This is a genomic window from Streptomyces sp. NBC_01689 (assembly GCF_036250675.1).
Taxonomy (GTDB): Bacteria; Actinomycetota; Actinomycetes; order Streptomycetales; family Streptomycetaceae; genus Streptomyces.
This window is the reverse complement of the sequence record NZ_CP109592.1, coordinates 4,332,981-4,353,959: the sequence shown is the minus strand read 5'-3', so window position 1 is coordinate 4,353,959 and position 20,979 is coordinate 4,332,981. Positions and strand designations below refer to the sequence as shown.

Below are 20,979 nucleotides of genomic sequence, written 5' to 3'. Positions count from 1 at the left end.
TCGGGGATACTGGAAGGCGCAGAACCGAAGAGGGAAAGGCCACACACGTGACTGAGATCGAGATCGGGCGCGGCAAGCGCGGCCGCCGGGCGTACGCCTTCGACGACATCGCCGTCGTCCCGAGCCGCCGTACGCGGGACCCGAAGGAGGTCTCGATCGCCTGGCAGATCGACGCCTACCGCTTCGAGCTGCCGTTCCTGGCCGCCCCGATGGACTCGGTCGTCTCCCCGGCCACCGCGATCCGCATCGGCGAGCTGGGCGGCCTGGGCGTCCTCAACCTCGAAGGCCTGTGGACGAGGTACGAGGACCCGCAGCCGCTGCTCGACGAGATCGCCGGGCTGGACGCGGAGACCGCGACCCGCCGGCTGCAGGAGATCTACGCGGCTCCCATCAAGGAGGAGCTGATCGGGCAGCGCATCAAGGAGGTGCGCGACTCCGGTGTCGTCACCGCCGCCGCGCTCTCCCCGCAGCGCACGGCCCAGTTCTCCAAGGCCGTGGTCGACGCGGGTGTGGACATCTTTGTCATCCGCGGTACGACGGTGTCGGCGGAGCACGTCTCGGGCGCGGCCGAGCCGCTGAACCTCAAGCAGTTCATCTACGAGCTCGACGTCCCCGTCATCGTCGGCGGCTGCGCCACGTACACCGCGGCCCTGCACCTGATGCGCACCGGCGCGGCGGGTGTCCTGGTCGGGTTCGGCGGCGGTGCCGCGCACACCACGCGCAACGTGCTGGGCATCCAGGTGCCGATGGCCACCGCCGTGGCCGACGTGGCCGCGGCGCGCCGCGACTACATGGACGAGTCCGGCGGCCGGTACGTGCACGTGATCGCCGACGGCGGCGTCGGCTGGTCCGGCGACCTCCCGAAGGCGATCGCCTGCGGCGCCGACTCGGTGATGATGGGCTCCCCGCTCGCCCGTGCCACGGACGCGCCCGGCAAGGGCCACCACTGGGGCATGGAGGCGGTCAACGAGGAGCTGCCGCGGGGCAAGAAGGTCGACCTCGGTACCGTCGGCACCATCGAGGAGATCCTCACCGGCCCGTCGCACATCCCGGACGGTTCCATGAACATCTTCGGCGCCCTGCGCCGCGCCATGGCCACCACCGGCTACAGCGAGCTCAAGGAGTTCCAGCGCGTCGAGGTGACGGTCGCGGACGCGCAGCACAAGCGCTGACACCGCGGCCCAGCCCGCGCGAGGGGCCCGGACCGTCCTTGACGGTCCGGGCCCCTCGCGCGTCCGCTCCGGTCAGCGGCCGGCCCGAGGCCTGTGGATGCCCACAGGGGCGTGAGCGCACGCCTGAGAGCGCCCGGGACGCGGGCGCGGGGGTGTGGGAGAGCTGACGTCCGTCGACAGGGGCCGCTGACGTCGCGGTAGGGGATTCCGGCCGGGTCAGAGCCGGTGCGCCGCCCCCGTGGGGGTCGCCCCGCGGGTGTCCAGGAGGAGCTGGGCCTTCACGGACAGGCCCTGGAGGTCGTACGTGCGGTGCTGCTGGAGCAGGATCGTGAGATCGGCGTCGGCGGCGGCCTCGTAGAGGGAGTCGGCGCGCGGGACGGGGTGGCCGAGGACGTTCCAGGCGGGGACGAGCGGGTCGTGGTAGCTGACGGACGCGCCGAGTTCCATCAGGCGCAGGGCGATCTCGTGGGCGGGCGTGCCCTGTTGGTCGGCGAGGTCGGCCTTGTAGGTGACGCCGAGCAGCAGCACCCGCGCGGCGCGGGCCGATTTCCCGTGTTCGTTGAGGAGGGCCGCGGCGCGCTGGATGACGTACTGGGGCATGCGGTTGTTGACCTGCCGGGCCTGTTCGACCAGGCGCAGGGAGCGGGGCGCGCGCCCGGTCAGGTCCTGGGGGATGCCGTGTCCGCCGACACCGGGGCCGGGCCGGAAGGCCTGGAAGCCGAACGGCTTGGTCTCGGCGCAGCGGATGACGTCCCACAAGTCGACGCCCAGGTCGTGGCAGAGCACGGCCATCTCGTTGACCAGGGCGATGTTCACATGCCGGTAGTTGGTCTCCAGGAGCTGCACGGTCTCCGCCTCGCGCGGTCCGCGCGCGCGGACGACCTTGTCCGTGAGGCGTCCGTAGAAGGCCGCGGCCGACTCGGTGCAGGCGGGGGTGAGGCCTCCGATGATCTTGGGGGTGTTGGCCGGGGTGAAGTCGCGGTTGCCGGGGTCGACCCGGCTGGGCGAGTACGCGAGGTGGAAGTCGCGTCCGGCGCGCAGTCCGGAGCCCTCTTCCAGGAGGGGGCGCAGGAAGTCGTCCGTGGTCCCGGGGTGCACCGGTGACTCCAGGATCACCGTGGTGTGCGGGCGCAGGCGCGCGGCCAGGGTGCGGGCGGCGGAGGCCACCTGGGCCAGGTCGTGCGCGCCGTCCGGGCCCGGTGGGGTCGGGGCGCAGATGACGGCGGTGCGGACCCGGCCGAGCTCGACCGGGTCGGTGGTCGGCCGGAAGCCCCCCGAGAGCATCCGGCGCAGTTCGGCGGGGGTGAGTGAGCCGCCTTCCGGACCGGTCTTGTAACCGAGCGTGGAGACACCGGCGGCGACGGCGGCCTGGGCCAGGGGCAGGCCGAGATGACCGAGTCCGATGACGGCGAGATCTGCGGGCATGGCGTGGCCCGTCCTTCCCAGTAACCGAAGCGGGACAGGTGCGCAAGTCCGGTGGACAGGATGGACGAGCGCAATGTCAGACTAGGAGTAAATATGACCGACATGTGGTATTGGTCGGGCGCGTTTCCACGAGTGTTGTCCACAGGCCGGGCGCGCGGGTTGTCCACAGGCTGAGGGTGCGTGGTGGCCGAAGAAGGGCAAGACGGTCAGACTTTGGGCAGGGGGCAGGTGAGCCGGGCGTCGCCGGACAGGTGAGGCCAGCGCGACAGACAGCGGGAGGCAGCGGTGAGGACAGCGAAACTGGGGCCGGCGGAGCGTGCCGAGTCCCTGGCGGGAATGGCCGAGCGCGAGCTGGACGTGCTGGTGGTGGGCGCGGGCGTGGTCGGTGCGGGCACCGCGCTCGACGCTGTGACACGCGGCCTGTCCACCGGCCTGGTCGAGGCCCGCGACTGGGCCTCCGGCACGTCGAGCAGGTCCAGCAAGCTGATCCACGGCGGTCTGCGCTATCTGGAGATGCTCGACTTCGCCCTCGTGCGCGAGGCCCTGAAGGAACGCGGACTCCTCCTGGAGCGGCTCGCACCCCACCTGGTGAAGCCGGTGCCCTTCCTCTACCCCCTCCAGCACAAGGGCTGGGAGCGGCTGTACGCGGGATCGGGCGTCGCCCTCTACGACGCCATGTCGATGACGAGCGGCCATGGACGCGGACTGCCCACCCACCGTCATCTCTCCCGCGGCAAGGCCCTGCGCGTCGCCCCCGCCTTGAAGAAGGACGCGCTGGTCGGCGCGTTGCAGTACTACGACGCGCAGATGGACGACGCCCGCTACGTGGCCACCCTGGTGCGCACGGCGGCGGCGTACGGCGCGACGGTCGCCAACCGCGCCCGCGTGACCGGCTTCCTGCGCGAGGGCGAGCGGGTGGTCGGCGCCCGGGTGCAGGACGTCGAGGGCGGCGGCGAGTACGAGATCCACGCCAAGCAGGTGGTCAACGCCACGGGGGTGTGGACGGACGACACCCAGGCGATGGTCGGCGAGCGGGGCCAGTTCCACGTCCGTGCCTCCAAGGGCATCCACCTGGTCGTACCGAAGGACCGGATCAACTCCTCGACCGGCCTGATCCTGCGCACCGAGAAGTCCGTCCTCTTCGTCATCCCCTGGGGACGGCACTGGATCATCGGCACCACGGACACCGACTGGGACCTCGACAAGGCACACCCGGCGGCGTCCAGCGCGGACATCGACTATCTGCTGGAGCACGTGAACTCGGTGCTCTCGGTGCCGCTGACCCGCGACGACGTCCAGGGGGTGTACGCGGGACTGCGGCCGCTGCTCGCCGGGGAGTCGGACGCCACCAGCAAGCTGTCGCGCGAGCACACCGTGGCCCATCCCGTGCCGGGACTCGTGGTCGTGGCGGGCGGCAAGTACACCACCTACCGGGTGATGGCCAAGGACGCGGTGGACGAGGCGGTGCACGGACTCGACCAGCGCGTGGCCGAGTGCGTCACCGAGGACACCCCGCTGCTCGGCGCGGAGGGGTACCGGGCCCTGTGGAACGCGCGGGCACGCATAGCCCAGCGCACCGGACTCCATGTGGTCCGGGTGGAACACCTGTTGAACCGCTACGGGGCGCTCGCCGAGGAGGTCCTCGACCTCATCGCCGCGGACCCGGCGCTGGGCGAGCCGCTGCCGGCCGCCGAGGACTACCTCAAGGCCGAGATCGTCTACGCCGCCTCGCACGAGGGGGCCCGGCACCTGGACGACGTGCTGACCCGGCGGACCCGTATCTCTATCGAGACCTTCGACCGCGGTACGCGCAGTGCCCGGGAGGCGGCCGAGCTGATGGCGCCGGTCCTCGGCTGGGACAAGGACCAGATCGAGCGCGAGGTCGAGCACTATGAGAAGCGGGTCGAGGCCGAGCGGGAGTCGCAGCGCCAGCCCGACGACCTGACGGCCGACGCGGCACGGCTCGGCGCCCCGGACATCGTGCCCCTCTGACCTCGGCTCCGGCGGCATCACTCGAACGGGTGTATTGATCCGGGATATCTGCTCGGATCCCGTCCGTTCTGCGGGTGCGGGTGCGGGTGCGGGTGCGGGTGCGGGTGTGGAACTCGGCCGAGGGCAGGGCGGATTCCGGGCCGGGACCGGCGATCTCGCCCGGGCTCGCGCGCGGGCGAGGACGTCGCGTCGGTCGGCGGTGGTGGTGCGCGCACGGCCGCCGAGGACGCGGCCGTCGTCCCTCCTCGGGATGGGTGTCCACCGGGTCGGACCGCGACAGTGGGTGTCCGGCGGCCGGTCGGGGCACCACGGTCGCGACGGGCGACGTGGTGACGCCGCCCGCGTGGAAGTGGCCGGCGCGGGTGACGTCCCGTCCGGCGGCGGAGCATGGGCCCGTCCCGTCGGAGGACGGCAGGGTCCGCGGCCGGGGCTCCGCCCCGGGTCATGGGACGGCCGAGGGCGTCACGGGTGGTCCGGGAGGCGGAGTTTGACGGTCCGACGGGCGCGGCGGGGACTGTGGGGACGCGACAGGCGGGAGAGACGGGACAGACGGAGGAGACGGGGGAGACGAGAGGGGGGCGAAGGGGTCGGTGTCGGCGCCCGAAGGCTCGCGCGGTCTAGGGCTTCGGGGGGAGCGGGCGACGGCGAGCTTGTCCGCGCGGACGGCGGGAGGGTCCCCGGGGCCCCGGTCGGGGTGATGTGAGAGCGGAGGAACCCGCTGGGCGCGGTGGGAAGAAGGGGGAAGGAGGGGCGAGTTCGGGCCGGAAAGGGCGGCCTGGCCCGGTACCGCGAGTGTCGGGGACAGTGGTATGACCAGGAGTGTCCGAGGTGTCCGGCGCGGTGGCATCGGCGGTCCTTCTTTCTCGCCGTCCACCATGCGGGACGCCACGGGCCCGGCACCGGGGGGACCCCTTCCGAGGGGCACCCTGGGCGCTGAGCGCTTGTCGGGTGAGGGACAATGAAGGCTCTGTCAGGGCGGGTTGCATGAGGGGACGCATGTCGGAGGCGGAGCGGGCGGGAGCATCCCGTCAGGACAAGAGCGAACGTCTCCTCGCCGGGCGGTACCGGCTGGGGGATGTTCTCGGCCGCGGCGGCATGGGCACGGTCTGGCGGGCCCAGGACGAAACGCTGGGCCGCACGGTCGCCGTCAAGGAGCTGAGGTTCCCGTCGAGCATCGACGAGGACGAGAAGCGGCGGCTGATCACGCGCACCCTGCGTGAGGCCAAGGCGATCGCGCGCATTCGCAACAACGGCGCGGTGACGGTCTTCGACGTGGTCGACGAGGACAACAGACCGTGGATCGTGATGGAACTCGTCGAGGGCAAGTCGCTCGCCGAGGTCATCCGTGAGGACGGCCTCCTCACACCCAAGCGCGCCGCGGAGGTGGGGCTCGCGATACTCGACGTGCTGCGGTCGGCGCATCGCGAGGGCATCCTGCACCGCGACGTGAAGCCGTCGAACGTGCTGATCTCCGACGACGGCCGGGTCGTGCTGACCGACTTCGGCATCGCCCAGGTGGAGGGCGACCCGTCGATCACGTCGACCGGCATGCTCGTGGGCGCGCCCTCCTACATCTCCCCCGAGCGGGCGCGCGGCCACAAGCCCGGGCCCGCGGCCGACCTGTGGTCGCTGGGCGGGCTGCTGTACGCGTCGGTGGAGGGCGTCCCTCCGTACGACAGGGGCTCCGCGATCGCGACGCTCACGGCGGTCATGACCGAGCCCGTGGAGCAGCCGAAGAACGCGGGTCCGCTGGAGAGCGTGATCTACGGGCTGCTCGCCAAGGACCCCGAGCAGCGGCTCGACAACGAGCGTGCGCGGGCGATGCTCAACGAGGTGATCCGCGCCCCCGAACCGCGGCCGGCCGTTCCGGAGCCGGTGGACGCGACGAAGGTCGTGTCACTGCCGCCGCTGCCGGACGACGAGTCGGGCAAGGGGAGTTCCGGCGGCAGGCGGGGCGAGGAGGCCGGCGAGCGGTTCCGTGGCGCGCTGCGTTCGGTGCGCAAGGCCGCCTCGGCGGCCGGCGCGGCCACCGCCGCGGCGACGGCGCGCTCCAAGTCCACCGGTACGGCGGGCACGGGCGCGGCGAGCACCGAGGGCGCGGCGGGCACGGCCGCCGAGTCCCCGACGGTTCCCCGGCCGGCGGCTCCGCCGGTGTCGGCGGGCGCGACGCCGTCGAAGTCCGCGGACGGCAGGACCGGGACCGCCGGTGCGGGCACGTCGGGCGCGGTCGCACCGGGCCCGCGCACCGGAGCGGCGGACGTCTCCCGCAAGGCGGGCGCCCGCGACGGCGTGGCGGTGGGGCTGAACTCCGGTCCCGTCGGCGGGACCGGTACGAAGGACACGGCCGGTCCGGCGGACGCGACGCGGGTGACGGGCACGGCCGGCACGAGCGGTTCGGGCTCGGGGAGTTCCCAGGGTTCCGGCTGGCCCGTGGCGCCCGAGCGGCCCCCGCGGCCCGCACCGAGGGCGCCGCTCACCGATGTGGTGCCGCGGCGAACCCTGATCATCATCGCGGTGGTCCTGGCGCTCGTCGTGGTCGGGACGGTTCTGGCCCTCACCCTCGGCGGCGGTGACGGCAGCGGCGCGAAGGGCGGCAAGAGCGGCGACACCAAGGCGAGCGCCTCCAGCGGGGCGAACGCGGGCGGTGGCGGCAAGGACGCGAGCAAGGGCGAGCACACCGACAGCGACGACAAGAAGGACGGCTCCTCCGGGACGGACGGGAGCGGCGCCTCGGGCACCACGCCCAGCGCGGACGCCTCGGGCGACGGGAGCAACTCGGACGACAAGGGCGGTACGGGCGGCGGCGGCAAGGAGTCCGGTTCCGCGGGGTCCACCGCCGTGTCGACCTACCACGGGGCCCAGGGCTTCTCGATCGGGCTGCCCAAGGGGTGGTCCTACCGGTCCACGGACAGCGCGGGTGCGCGTTTCACCGGTCCCGACGGGCAGAAGCTCCTCGTGGGCTGGACCTCGACGCCCAAGGACGACCCGGTGGCCGACTGGCGGAACCAGGAGCGGGGAATGGTACGGCCGCAGTACCAGAAGATCCGCATAGAGAAGGTGGACTACCGCGGCTGGAACACCGCCGACTGGGAGTTCACCTACCAGGACGGGGGCACGACGTACCGGTCGATCGACCGCGGATTCGTTGTCAACTCCCATCAGGGGTATGCGTTGATGTACACGGCGAAGGCCTCCGCCTGGGACAGCGAGCTGCGCAAGGACACCTGGCAGACGCTGACGAAGACGTTCCAGCCGAAGTCGTGAGACGCGGGTCCGGGCCCGGGTCGTGAGGTTCGGGCCGGTTCGCCCGGGGTGTCTGATGTAGGGCTCGGTCACGGGCTGGTGACATCTCGCATCCTCACATTGCGGGTTGCCTCCGGCACGTATCGTGAGTGGTTGCGGACCGTACCAAGCCGTAACGGGACGCAAGGCGAACGGAATTGACCACCGGGCGGCCGGGGGAGGCATCGTGGACGAGTACGCGGGTCGGGTACTGGCCGACCGCTATCGCCTGCCGCTGCCGCCGTCCGACGAGTACGAGTTCGCCGAGAGCCGCGCGTTCGACACGTACAGCGGGCAGGAAGTCCTGGTCCGCCAGGTGCCGTTGCCGGAGATCGTCGAGGCCGAGGTCCTCGACGCGGACGGGCTGCCCGAGGGGTTCGTGGCACGGGACGGCGGGGTGCGCCGCCCCTCCGCGCGCACCACGCGGCGGCCGGCCGAACCGGCGGTGCGGCGGGCGATCGAGGCCGCGCAGGCCGCCGCCCAGATCCCCGACCATCCCCGACTCGACCAGGTCTTCGACGTGTTCGCCGAAGGCGGCTCGCTGTGGATAGTGAGCGAACTGGTGCCCGCGCGGCCGCTGGCAGCGCTGCTCGCCGAGAAACCGCTGAGCCCCTACCGCGCCGCCGAGGTCGCCGCGGACGTCCTCACCGCGCTGCGGGTGCTGCACGCGCACGGGTGGGTGCACCGCAACATCACCGCGCGCACGGTGCTCGTCTGCGACGACGGCCGGGTGATGCTGACCGGGCTGGCGGCCGGAGCCGCCGAGGAGGCGCTGTGCGGGTACGACCCGGTGCCGGTAAGGGACTTCGACGGTCCGGAGGGTGTGGAGGGCGCGCCGGGAGGACCGGGGGCACCCGGAGCGACAGGAGCCCCGGGCCGGGCGGGGACGCGGGTCCCCCAGGTGTCGCAGGTCTCCCAGGTGTCGCAGGTCCCGCAGATCCCCCGGGGTCCGGGCGCTCCCGGGAGTGAGGGCGGCGGCACCGAGCAGGTGCGCAACGCCGGTTCGCCGGGCGGGGCAGCCTCGCGGGGCGTGAGCGGTTCCGGAGTTCCGGGGGCCACGAGTCCCGGGGGCACGTTCGGTGCCGTGGTCGCCGGTGCTCAGGGAATCGACGCGGAGGCCGCGCGGCGGGCCGCGATCGAGGCACGTGCGGAGAACGGCACGCCCGTCGGAGAGGCGCCCGCGGCGGGCAGCGCGGCCCTGGCCCGCAGGGCGATCGAGGCCGGGGGCGACGCGCGGGCGGCGCGGGCCGGAGCCATCGCCGCGTACCGCGCCGGAGCGCGCGCCGCGGCCCGTGTGCACGAACAGCAGCGGGGTGCCCCCGCCGCCCTGCCCGCACCCCGCCCGGCCCCGCCGGCCGACGCCGCGGCTCCGCCCGCCCAGGCGTCCGGACACATCGTGGAGCAGCGGCCGGAGACCCCGCCGCCCGGTCAGATCGCCGACCCGTACGGAGTGGCGCACACCAGGGCCTGGCACGGTGCGCAGCCCCGCCCCGGCACGGGGGGCCCCGACGGCCAGGGCACCGCCCCGGGTCCGGGCCAGGACGCCGACCACACCACCGGCAGGCAAGCGGACCGGACGGCTCGGGCCTTCGGCCAGGTCCCTGGCCAGGTCCCCGGCCGGGACACGGGTCAGGGATTCGGCCGGGACACGGGGCAGGGCTTCGGCCGGGGTACGGGCGAGGGTCTCGGCGAGGGCCAGGGTTTCGGTCAGGGTGAAGGCCGGGGAAGCGAGCACGACACCGGCCACGGCACCGGCCCCGACACGGGTCGAGGCGTGGGCACCCACGCGGGCCCCGGCTTCGGCCAGGGTGCCGGTGAGGGCACCGGCCACCACGCGGGACAGGTTCCCGGCCAGGGCTTCGGCCAGGAGGCCGGTCACAGCGCGGACCAGGGTGTCGGCCTCGGCCCGGGCCCCGGACACGGCACCGGCCGCGGAGACGCGTACACGGCGGGCCGGGGCGCGGGCCACGGCCCCGGGCAGGGCGTCGAGCCCGGCGCCACTGGCGGATACGACTACGGCTACGGATACGGCGACGGCACGGGCCAGGGCGCCGGCCGGGAGACCGGTCGCGACACCGGTCGCGACACCGGCCAGGACTTCGGCCGAGGCTTCCGCTCCGGCGACGGCACCGGCCCCGCGCGTACGGCACTCCCCGGCGGCGGCGCCGGGCACGGCCGGATCGTCCCGGAGCTTCCCGGCGCCGACCCGGCCACCCTCGTGCGGGGGCGGCAGCAGTCCGCCGTTCCCGTTCCGCCGAAGGGCCGTTGGGACGAACTCGTCGCCGGTGCGCCGCCGCGCCGCGGTCCCGCCACGGCGCTCGCCGCGGAGCGGGCCCGGCAGGCGCGGATGGCGGTCGTCGGTCCGGTGACCGAGCGCTGGGCGCCGGAGCAGGCCGGCCCGGTGCACGAGAACTGGCAGCTGGCGGCGCCGATCGGCCCCGCGACCGACCTGTGGGCGCTCGGCGCCCTCCTCTTCCGGGCGGTACAGGGGCACGCCCCCTACCCGGAGGAGAGCACCGCCGAACTGGTGCAACTGGTCTGCGCCGAACCGCCCGCGTACGCGGAGGAGTGCGGACCCCTGCGGCCCGTGGTGGAGTCGCTGCTGCGTCAGGACCCCACGGAGCGGCTCGACTTCGAGGAACTGCGCGGCTGGCTGCGCTCGCTGGTGCGGTCCGCGCCCGAGCCCGAGGCGGGCGCGCACGTCGTCTCGGCGCCCCCGGTCGACCCGAGCAGGCTCCCGATCGTGCGCAGGAGGGGCGAACTCGTCCGCCGGCGCCGCGCCGGGCTGCCCGCGACCAGCCCGCACGCCCGTCACAAACGGGCCAGGAGCGACCGCCCCGCCCGCCCGGCGGGACGGTCCGTGCGGGACAAGCCCCGACGGCTCGGGCGCAACCTGGTCCTCCTGGTCCTGCTCCTGCTGGTCGCGGCGGTCGCCTACGCGATGGTCTTCATGCCGAAGAACGACCGGGCGAACGGTTCCGACGGTGGTCCGGCCGACTCCGCCGGACAGGTGAGCCCCGCACCGCAGAACTCCGCGGGCGCCGACGGAAGCGCGAGCAGCGAACCGCGGCCCGACCAGACCTCTCCGGGCGGCGACAAGAGCCCTTCGGAGAAGCCTGGTTCGCCGGAGTCCGGGAGCAACGCCCCCGGTGTCCCGTCGGGCTTCACCCTGCGCAAGGACTCCGCCGGCTTCCAGGTCGCGGTGGCGAACGGCTGGGACCGCTCGCCCAAGAACGGGCGCGGTCAGGTCGTCTACTCCCACGGCGACTTCGAGCTCATCGTCGTACCCGGCCGGGACAGCACCGCGACCTACGGCAGCGATCCGCTGACCTACCAGCGGGAGCGGGAGAGCGAGTTGCAGCCGTTCCGCGACTCGACGTGGGCGACGTCCAGCGGCATGCGGCGGATCGACGTCGGTGGACGGACCATGGCCGAGGGGCAGTTCACCTGGCAGACCTCGGCGGGGCAGGAGCTGTACGTCCGCAACCTCGTCGTCGTCCAGGGCGGGCGCTACCACATCGTCCAGGTGCGCGGCCCGGAGGCCGAGACGGACGAGGTGACCCGGCTGTACGAACAGGCGTCGGCGACCTACCGGGTCACCGGCTGAGCCCGCCGTCCGACGCCTCCACGACGCCGGGCGCGGAAAGGTTGCCCTCCGTACCAGGAAGGGAGAACCGTCACAGTGCGGTCTCCGAACGACCCCGCCGGTTCCCTGCGACGTAACCGCTCTTTAGTCTGACCCTGTCAAGACCATTGCGGGGAAACGTGAATCAGATGCAGGGCCTGCTCCTCGCGGGCCGCTACCGACTTGTCGAATCCATCGGCAGCGGTGGCATGGGCCGCGTGTGGCGCGCGCACGACGAGGTGTTGCACCGCGCGGTCGCGGTCAAGGAACTGACGGCCGCGCTGTACGTCACGGAGAGCGACCGGGCCGTGCTCCTGGCCCGTACCCACGCGGAGGCGCGGGCCGCGGCCCGGATCAACCACTCGGCCGTCGTGACCGTTCACGACGTGCTGGACCACGACAACCGGCCGTGGATAGTCATGGAGCTGGTCGAGGGCAACTCGCTGGCCGACGCGGTCAACGAGCAGGGGCGGATCGAACCGGCCGAGGCGGCGCGGATAGGTCTGTGGGTGCTGCGCGCGCTGCGCGCCGCGCACACGGCCGGGGTGCTGCACCGGGACGTGAAGCCGGGCAACGTCCTGCTCTCCTCCGACCGGCGGGTGCTGCTCACGGACTTCGGGATCGCGCAGGTCGAGGGCGACACGACCATCACCCGCACCGGTGAGATCGTCGGCTCGGTCGACTACCTCGCCCCGGAGCGGGTGCGCGGCCACGACCCGGGCCCGGCGTCCGATCTGTGGGCACTCGGCGCCACGCTGTACACGGCGGTGGAGGGCAGGTCGCCGTTCCGCCGCACCTCGCCCATCGGCACCATGCAGGCCGTCGTCGAGGAGGAACCCGCCGAACCGGTCAACTCGGGGGCGCTCGGGCCCGTACTCGCCGCGCTGCTGCGCAAGGATCCGGCCGAGCGGCCCAGCGCGGCGCAGGCCGAGGAGATGCTCGCCGAGGCGGCGGCGGGACGACTGTCGGACGCGACGCGGGCGCACGCGGTGGCGGGACGGGTGGAACACGACACCACAGTGACGGGGACCGGCACCGGGACCCGCGCGCACACGGGCACCACCACCTCGTATCAGGCGGCGGCGAACGGGACCGCGACCCCGCCGCCGAAGCGGCACCGGCTGCGCACGGTCGCCCTGGTCGTCGCCCTCGCGGCGGTCGTCGGCGGCGGTGGCGCGGTCGCGCTCCAGCACTTCGGCACGGGCGGTCCGGGCGACTCCGCCTCCGGACCGTCGACGCCGGCTCCGACTCCGAGCGCCAGTTCCGGGGCCGGTGCCACACCGGGTGACAAGGACGGTCGGACGGGGGTTCCCGCCGGCTGGGAGCGGATCCACGACCCGTTCGGCTTCAGCGTCTCCCTGCCCGAGGGGTGGACGCGGTCCGTCTCCATCGACAAGGACGGCCTCCGGCAGGTCGACTACTCGCCCGACAAGGGCAAGCACCTGGTGCGGGTCGCCGTCGACACCGCGCCGGACTTCAGCACCTCGTACGACCACATGAGCGGCCTGGACCACACGATCTCGGGGCGGCTGCAGGACTACCAGCGGCTGAGCCTCAAGGAAGAGCTCTTCCGCGACCAGCCGGGCGTCCGCTGGGAGTACACGTGGAACGCGCTGGCCAAGGACCCCCCGCACTACTTCCCGGGGCCCTACCGCGCGATCGACGTCGGTTACATGACCGGTGACGGCACCGAGTACGCCCTCTACGAGGCCTCGCCGGCCGACGAGTGGGCCACCACCGGCAAGCAGTTCGACTCGATCCTGCGGAGTTTCCAGGAGCGGTGAGCGCGGGTGATCCCCGGCCACGGGGGCGAAGTCGGCCGGTCGCCGTCACGGAGGGCGTCCATCCGGTGCGGCATGATGGGGCGTATGGGGACCCAGGGGGAGAACGTCCGCGTGATCGCCGGCCGTTACCGGCTGGAGGCCAGGATCGGGCGGGGCGGCATGGGCGTCGTCTGGCGGGCCACCGACCAACTGCTCAACCGGCAGGTCGCGGTGAAGGAACTTCCCCTCGACGACTCGCTCTCCGCCCAGGAGGCCCTGCAGCAACGCGATCGCACCCTGCGCGAGGCCCGCGCGGTCGCCCAGCTCCACCACCCGCACATCATCGTCGTGCACGACGTGGTGGAGGAGGCCGAACGCCCCTACATCGTCATGGAGTTGATCGACGGCGGCTCGCTCGCCGAACGGATCTCGGCGGACGGCCCGGTCGACGCGAGGGAGGCCGCCCGGATCGGCATCGCCCTCCTCGGCGCGCTGCGCCGCGCGCACGACGCGGGCATCCTGCACCGTGACCTCAAGCCCGCGAACGTCCTGATGGAGGCGGGCACCGACCGGGTCGTCCTCACCGACTTCGGCATCGCCCAGGTCGCGGGGGCGACCACCCTCACCGAGAGCGGTTCCTTCGTCGGCTCGCCCGAGTACACCGCGCCCGAGCGGATGTCCGGCGCCCGGACCGGCCCCGAGTCCGACCTGTGGTCGCTCGGGGCACTGCTGTGCACGGTGCTGAGCGGCGAGTCACCGTTCCGCCGCGACTCCCTGGGCGGCATCCTGCACGCCGTCGTCATGGACGAGATCAGGCCACCGGCCCAGGCCGCGCCGCTGCTCCCCGTCGTACGGGGGCTGCTGGAGCGTGATCCGGACCGCCGCCTCGACGCGGTGGAGGCGGAACGGCTGCTGCGGGCGTTCCGGCAGACCGGCCGCACGCCGAAACCCGCGCCGCCGGGCTACTCGCCCACCCAGCGCGACGTACCGAAGCGCAGGCCCACCCCACCCGACGCCGGCCCCCCGGTGCCCGCCGCGGGCACGGCCGCCGGCGCCGTACCCGAGCGCACCGCGCGGCGGTTCCCGCGAGGCCTGCTCGTCGCCGCGCTGGCCGCCGCACTGGTGGGCGCGGGGGTGTCGGCGGCCGCCCTGCTCGCGCACGACGGCCGGGACGGCGGCGGTGGGAGCACCGGGAGCGGTACGCCGTCCGTGTCCACGTCGGCGAGTGCGGCGCCGGGGGCCTCGGCGAGCGCGTCGGCGCCCGCGACCGGCCGGTCGACCGGTCAGGCGTCGGCGGGGGCACCGCACCCCACGGTCACCGTCACCCGGGAGCGGACGCCGCCCCCCTCCGGCCGCTCCACGCCGCCGTCCGGCTACCGGACCGTGCGCGATCCGGACGGGTACGCGCTCGCCGTTCCCGACGGCTTCACCCGCGACCCGCAGGGCGAGCGGATCTTCTACATGTCGCCGGGGCAGACCTTCCGGATCGGCATCAAGGTGTCGGATCCGGTGCCGGGCGGCCCGCTCGCGGTGATGCGCCACGCGGACGCCGACGGGCCGTCCACGAACCCGGGTTACCGCGACGGCACGGTCACCTCCACCACGCACACCGGACACTCCGCGGCGCTGTGGGAGTTCTCCTGGAAGGGCTTCACCGAGGCGGAGGGTCCCCGGCACACGTACGACCTCTGCTGGGAGGAGGGCGGCCGGATGTACGACGTGTGGGTCTCGGCGCCGGTCGGCAGGACGACGGAGGCGAAGAGGTACTTCGACGTCGCGGTCGGCACCTTCACCACCTCGTGAACCGCACGCAGGCGGTGGATACACGGCATTTCGGTCGCGTGCCGCGTCACGGGTCTGTGACCGGTACGCGACGGCTCTGGCTGCCGGAGCGAGGGCCGCGATAGGGATGGACCCATGAGCAGTGACGGGGGAGTCCAGCAAGGCGCCGACGAGCCGACCAGTTTCGCCCTGCAGCCACCACTGCGGGCACCGCGGCCGGCGGCGCCCGCGGAGCGGCAGGGGGTTCCCCTGCCCGGCAATCCGTACGCCGAGCCGGCCGGACCCGCCCCGCGTACGCAGGCCGGCCCACCGCACCCGCAGTCCACTCAACAGCCTTTCGCACACCCGCAGTCCGCCGCACCGCGGTCCGCGCAGCCGCAGTCCGGGCACGAACAGTCCGCCGCACCGCAGTCCGCGTCACCGCAGTCCGGGCACGAGCAGTCCGCCCATCCGCTCTCCCGTCGGCCCGCGCAGCCGCAGCCACACCCGTCCCCGCTTCCCGTGCCGCCACGGTCCGAGCGGAGCGCGCCCGCGCCCGTGCCCGACCCCGGCGCCGGGCGGCTGGTCGCGGGCCGCTACCGGCTCCTGGCGAAGCTGGGGCACGGCGGGATGGGGACCGTCTGGCGGGCCCAGGACGAGACGGTGGACCGGGAGGTCGCCGTCAAGGAACCCAGACTCCCGGACCACCTGCCCGAGCGGGAACGCGCCACCGCCTTCGAGCGGATGCGCCGGGAGGCACGCGCCGCGGCCCGGCTCGACCATCCGGCGGTGGTGAACGTCCACGACGTGGCGGTGGTGGACGGACAGCCCTGGATCGTCATGGAGCTGGTGCGGGGCCGTTCGCTGGGCGCCGTCCTCGAAGAGGGCACGCTCGGCGCGCGGGAGGCGGCGCGGATCGGCCTGGAGGTGCTCGGCGCGCTGGAGGCCGCGCACGCGGCGGGCATCCTGCACCGTGACGTCAAGCCCGACAACGTGCTGCTCGGCCCGCACGGCCGGGTGGTCCTCACCGACTTCGGCATCGCGCAGATCGAGGGCGAGACCAGCCTGACGGACACCGGCGGCTTCGTCGGCTCGCCCGAGTACATCGCGCCGGAACGGGTGCTGGGCCGGCGCCCCGGCCCGTCCTGCGACCTCTGGTCGCTCGGCGTCGTCCTCTACGCGGCCACCGAGGGGGTGTCGCCCTTCCGCCGCAGCAACACCCCGGCCACTCTGCAGTCCGTGCTCAACTCCACGCCGACGCCGCCCGCTTCGGTGTCGGGACCGCTGGCGGAGGTGATCGGCGGGCTGCTGGACAAGGACCCGGCGCGCCGCCTCGGGGCCGGCCGGGCGCGCCGGCTCCTGGAGGAGGCCGCGGAGCCGCCCGCCCGGGTCCGCACGGAGGTCGTACGGGCTCCCGAGGGCGAGGGGGCCACCGGGGCGGGGCAGATCCCGGCACCGGTGCGGGCCGCCGGTGAGGCACGGAACGGTGTCCGGATTCCGCGCGCGGTCCTGATCGGGCTCGGCGCGGCCGTCGTCGCGGTGGCCGTGACGGCGTACCTGGTGATCGCCGACCCGTTCGCGGGGCCGCTGCCCGACGGCTGGCGCAAGCACCATGAGAAGGACGTCACCGCGACGCTGGCGGTGCCCGCGGGCTACCAGCGATCGACGCCGGACCGCACGTCGGACAAGAGCCACCGGGTCACGTACACCGACTGGAGCGGCGGCGTCTGGATCAGCCTCGACGTGGCCCGCGGGTCCGAGGACACGTCCCATCAGATCAAGGACTCCTCGGCCGCCCAGATGTACGCCGACAACGGCGACTTCAAGCAGAGCGGCGCGTACGCCCTCCAGATGCCCGAGGGGCCGAGGACGACGCCGAGGCAGACCACGTACCACGGCAGGCAGTCGGCGGAGAACACCGTCGTCTACACGACCGACGACAGCCAGGACCCGCGCCCGCGCGAACTGCGCGTGTTCTATTACAAGTCGTCCGCGGGAGACATGTACAAGCTCACGGTCGGCTATCCCGGCAAGGGCGACTTCACGGTGCGCGGCCGGGAGGTCGCGCGGGCGGCGATCGCGAACCTGGACATCGACAAGAGGTAGGGACGCGACGGCGGGCCGCGGGGCCGGAAGCGTGCGTGGGCCCGGAACAACGCCCTGATCAGCACGTTTACTGCCAGTGCTCACTGGCAGGGTGTGTGCACCCCGTGAAAGCGGGTTACCAACGGGTACCCAAAGCTCTCGCGCCGTCATACCCTGCGCTTCATGACGGACTCGCAGGCCCCGGAAATCATCGGTACGGACCAGCCGGAAAAGACCGGCACCAACCCCCTCGCCCCCGCCCCCGTGGGCGCCCGCACCGCTGCCGACGTGGTCACGCCCGAGCTGGTCGCGCAGCTCACCAAGGGCGTCGTCGGCTCCGGACGGACGGCCAACCACACCCCGTTCACCGGCGAGAAGCTGGCCGACCTGCCCGAGTCCACCCCCGAGGACGTCGCCACGGCCTTCGAGCGGGCCCGCGGGGCGCAGCCGGCCTGGGCCGCCACCCCGGTGCGGCAGCGCGCCGCCGTCCTGCTGCGCTTCCACGACCTGGTGCTCGCGCGCCAGGCCGAGGTGCTGGACCTCATCCAGCTGGAGACCGGCAAGGCCCGGCTGCACGCGCACGAGGAGGTGCAGGCCGTCGTCGTGGCCGCGCGCCACTACGGCCGCAGGGCACCGGCCTACCTCCGTCCCAAGCGGCACGCCGGCGCGATGCCCACCCTCACCAAGGTCACCGAACTGCGTCACCCGCGCGGCGTCGTCGGCCAGATCGCACCCTGGAACTACCCGCTCGAACTCTCCGTCGGCGACGCGCTGCCCGCGTTCGTCGCGGGCAACGCCGTCGTCATGAAGCCCGACACCGAGACCTGCCTCACCGCGCTCTGGGCGCGTGACCTGCTGATCGAGTCCGGGCTGCCCGCCCAGGTCTTCCAGGTGGTCATCGGGGACGGTCCGGTCGTCGGGCCCGAGGTCGTCAAGCACGCGGACTACGTCTCGTTCACCGGGTCCACCCGCACCGGCCGTGAGGTCGCCCAGGGCGCGGCGGCCCGGCTCGTGGGCGTCTCCCTCGAACTCGGCGGCAAGAACGCCATGGTGGTCCTGGAGGACGCCGACATCGACAAGGCCGCCGCGGGTGCCGTCCGCGCCTGCTTCTCCTCCGCCGGCCAGCTCTGCATCTCCATCGAGCGGCTGTACGTCCACGAGTCCGTCGCCGACGCGTTCGCGGAGCGTTTCGCCGCCCGCACCCGGGCCATGCGGCTCGGCACCTCCCTCGCCTACGGGGCCGACATGGGCTCGCTGGTGGGGGAGCGGCAGCTGGAGACCGTGACCCGGCACGTGGACGAAGCGGTCGCCAAGGGCGCGAAGGTGCTGGCCGGGGGCGTCGCCCGGCCCGACATCGGTCCCTACTTCTACGAGCCCACCGTTCTCGACGGCGTCGAGGCGCCCATGGCCGTCTGCAGCGAGGAGACCTTCGGGCCGGTGGTCTCGCTGTACCGCTTCCGGACGGACGACGAGGTTGTCGACCTTGCCAACTCCACGGCGTACGGCCTCAATTCCTCCGTCTGGACGAAGGACGGCCGGCGCGGACGCGCGGTCGCGGCCCGGCTGCGCACGGGCACCGTGAACGTCAACGAGGGCTACGCGCCCGCGTACGGAAGCGTCCAGTCGCCGATGGGCGGCATGAAGGACTCGGGACTCGGCCGGCGGCACGGATCCGAGGGCATCCTCAAGTACACCGAGGCGCAGACCGTCGCCCAGCAGCGGCTGCTGCCGATGGCACCGTCGCTCGGCATGGACGACGAGAAGTACGCGGCGTTCATGAGCCGGAGCCTGCGGGTCATGAAGGCGCTGCGCCTCCGCTAGGTCGTGTCCGCACCCGGGGCGGGGCACCGGGCCGGAGTCCACCGCACCGGACGCCGGCCCGGTGTCCGGTGCACGGCCGCAGCAGGTCCGCAGCACGTTCGCAGCACGTCCGTCCGCATCCGTTCTCGACGAGGAGAGCAGCACGTGGCACAGGAGAACTCCGTCCAGGAGCAGCACGACGACTCCGCGTACGACTACGACGTCCTCGTGGTCGGCTCCGGCTTCGGCGGTTCCGTCACGGCCCTGCGCCTGACGGAGAAGGGGTACCGCGTCGGAGTGCTGGAGGCCGGCCGCCGCTTCACCCGCGAGACGCTGCCGAAGAACTCGTGGGACGTGCGGAACTATCTCTGGGCCCCCTCGCTCGGGATGTACGGCATCCAGCGCATCCATCTGCTGGGCAACGTCATGGTCCTGGCGGGGGCGGGCGTCGGCGGCGGCTCCCTCAACTACGCCAACACCCTCTACGTACCGCCGAAGGCGTTCTTCGACGATCCGCAGTGGAAGGACATCACGGACTGGCGGGAGGAGCTGGAGCCGTACTACGACCAGGCCCGGCGCATGCTCGGTGTCCGGCTCAACCCGACGACGACCCCGTCCGACGTCCATCTCAAGGCGGCCGCGCAGCGGATGGGCGTCGGCGACACCTTCCACATGGCGCCGGTCGGGGTCTTCTTCGGGGACGGGCAGGACGCGGACGGCGCGGCCCGGGCCCGGCCCGGCGGGGAGGTCGAGGACCCGTACTTCGGGGGCGCGGGGCCCGGCCGCACGGCGTGCACCGAGTGCGGTGAGTGCATGACCGGCTGCCGGCACGGAGCGAAGAACACCCTCAACGAGAACTACCTGTACCTGGCCGAGAAGGCCGGCGCGGTCGTGCACCCGATGACGACCGTCGTGTCCGTGACCGACGACTCGCGCGGCGGCCACGCCGTGGCCACCCTGCCCACCGATGCCCGGCGCAAGGGCGCCGGACGGATGTTCACGGCGCGCCGGGTCGTGATCGCGGCCGGTACCTACGGCACCCAGACGCTGCTGCACCGCATGAGGGCGGGCGGGCAGCTGCCCCGCCTCTCGCCACGGCTGGGAGAACTGACCCGCACCAACTCGGAGGCGCTGGTCGGCGCGCAGACGGACAACCGCCGCTACCGCAGGGCGACCGGCGAGCCGAAGGCCGACTTCACCCGGGGTGTGGCCATCACGTCCTCGATCCATCCCGACGAGAACACGCACATCGAACCGGTCCGCTACGGGCGGGGGTCGAACTCGATGGGCAGCCTCTCCATCCTTCAAGTGCCTTACGCGGAGGGCTCGTCGAGGGTTCTGGGCTGGCTGGCCAACGCCGTGCGGCACCCGCTGCTGGTGGCCCGTTCGCTCTCCAACCGGCACTGGTCGGAGCGGACCATCATCGGCCTGGTGATGCAGTCCCTGGACAACTCGCTCACCACCTATCTGAAGCCCAAGGGCGTGGGCAAGGGGCTGCTGACCGCCCGGCAAGGACATGGAGCCCCCAACCCCAAGCAGATCAGGGCGGCTTCGGAGGCCGCGTCCACCCTCGCCGCCGAGATCAACGGCTTCGCCGGCAGCAACGTGGGCGAGCTGATGGGCACCCCGCTCACCGCGCACTTCCTGGGCGGCTGTCCGATCGGCGCGAGTGCCGACGAGGGCGTGATCGACCCGTACCACCGGTTGTACGGGCACCCGGGGATCTCGGTGGTCGACGGCGCCGCCGTCTCCGCGAACCTGGGCGTCAACCCGTCGCTGACCATCACGGCCCAGGCCGAGCGCGCGATGTCGTACTGGCCCAACAAGGGGAAGGCGGACCCGCGCCCGGCGCAGGGAGCCGCGTACGAGCGGCTGAAGCCGGTCGAGCCCCTCAGGCCCGCCGTTCCCGCGGACGCCTTCGGCGCGCTGAGGCTGCCGTTCCTGGGGATGCCGACGGTGCCGCGGAAGAAGTAGGCCGTCGGGCGGGGCCGCGTGGGCCGGGCGGGGTGAGAGGCCGCCCGGCCGGGAACGCGAAAAGGGACCTGTGCCCCCCTCCGAGCTCAGGTCCCTTTTC

The 20,979-nt window shown here is 73.3% G+C and carries 10 protein-coding genes; 9 read left to right on the top strand and 1 reads right to left on the bottom strand.

The window, feature by feature from the left end; genetic code table 11:
* Positions 1 to 47 precede the first annotated feature (47 nt).
* Positions 48 to 1,172, top strand: coding sequence for a GuaB3 family IMP dehydrogenase-related protein (locus OG776_RS18340; protein WP_148010065.1), 1,125 nt, complete (start codon positions 48 to 50; stop codon positions 1,170 to 1,172).
* A 216-nt stretch (positions 1,173 to 1,388) separates the two neighbouring features.
* On the opposite strand, the gene OG776_RS18335 is transcribed toward OG776_RS18340, so the two are convergent.
* Positions 1,389 to 2,597, bottom strand: coding sequence for a nucleotide sugar dehydrogenase (locus OG776_RS18335; protein WP_148010066.1), 1,209 nt, complete (start codon positions 2,595 to 2,597; stop codon positions 1,389 to 1,391).
* Between the two features lie 285 nt (positions 2,598 to 2,882).
* Between OG776_RS18335 and OG776_RS18330 the strand changes: the two genes are divergently transcribed.
* The 8 genes from OG776_RS18330 (at position 2,883) to OG776_RS18295 (ending at position 20,879) form a co-directional block, all read left to right on the top strand.
* Complete coding sequence (locus tag OG776_RS18330) at positions 2,883 to 4,589, top strand: glycerol-3-phosphate dehydrogenase/oxidase (protein ID WP_148010067.1); 1,707 nt, start codon at positions 2,883 to 2,885, stop codon at positions 4,587 to 4,589.
* A gap of 996 nt (positions 4,590 to 5,585) precedes the next feature.
* Positions 5,586 to 7,853: a serine/threonine-protein kinase gene (locus OG776_RS18325; protein ID WP_329321702.1), complete on the top strand. Its 2,268-nt coding sequence runs from the start codon at positions 5,586 to 5,588 to the stop codon at positions 7,851 to 7,853.
* Positions 7,854 to 8,058: 205 nt separating this feature from the next.
* Positions 8,059 to 11,478, top strand: a complete 3,420-nt coding sequence (locus OG776_RS18320; protein ID WP_329321700.1) for a protein kinase — start codon at positions 8,059 to 8,061, stop codon at positions 11,476 to 11,478.
* A 167-nt stretch (positions 11,479 to 11,645) separates the two neighbouring features.
* Positions 11,646 to 13,280, top strand: a complete 1,635-nt coding sequence (locus tag OG776_RS18315; RefSeq protein WP_329323724.1) for a serine/threonine-protein kinase — start codon at positions 11,646 to 11,648, stop codon at positions 13,278 to 13,280.
* A gap of 84 nt (positions 13,281 to 13,364) precedes the next feature.
* Positions 13,365 to 15,062 (top strand): serine/threonine-protein kinase, encoded by a 1,698-nt coding sequence (locus OG776_RS18310; protein ID WP_329321698.1) that lies wholly within the window; start codon positions 13,365 to 13,367, stop codon positions 15,060 to 15,062.
* A 114-nt stretch (positions 15,063 to 15,176) separates the two neighbouring features.
* A complete protein-coding gene (locus OG776_RS18305; protein ID WP_329321696.1) occupies positions 15,177 to 17,126 on the top strand; it encodes a serine/threonine-protein kinase in 1,950 nt (649 codons plus the stop codon).
* A 162-nt stretch (positions 17,127 to 17,288) separates the two neighbouring features.
* A complete protein-coding gene (locus tag OG776_RS18300; protein WP_148010072.1) occupies positions 17,289 to 18,926 on the top strand; it encodes a succinic semialdehyde dehydrogenase in 1,638 nt (545 codons plus the stop codon).
* Positions 18,927 to 19,070: 144 nt separating this feature from the next.
* Positions 19,071 to 20,879 carry a GMC family oxidoreductase gene (locus tag OG776_RS18295; RefSeq protein WP_329321693.1) on the top strand — a complete coding sequence of 603 codons (1,809 nt, stop codon included), beginning with the start codon at positions 19,071 to 19,073 and terminating at the stop codon, positions 20,877 to 20,879.
* Positions 20,880 to 20,979: the final 100 nt, after the last annotated feature.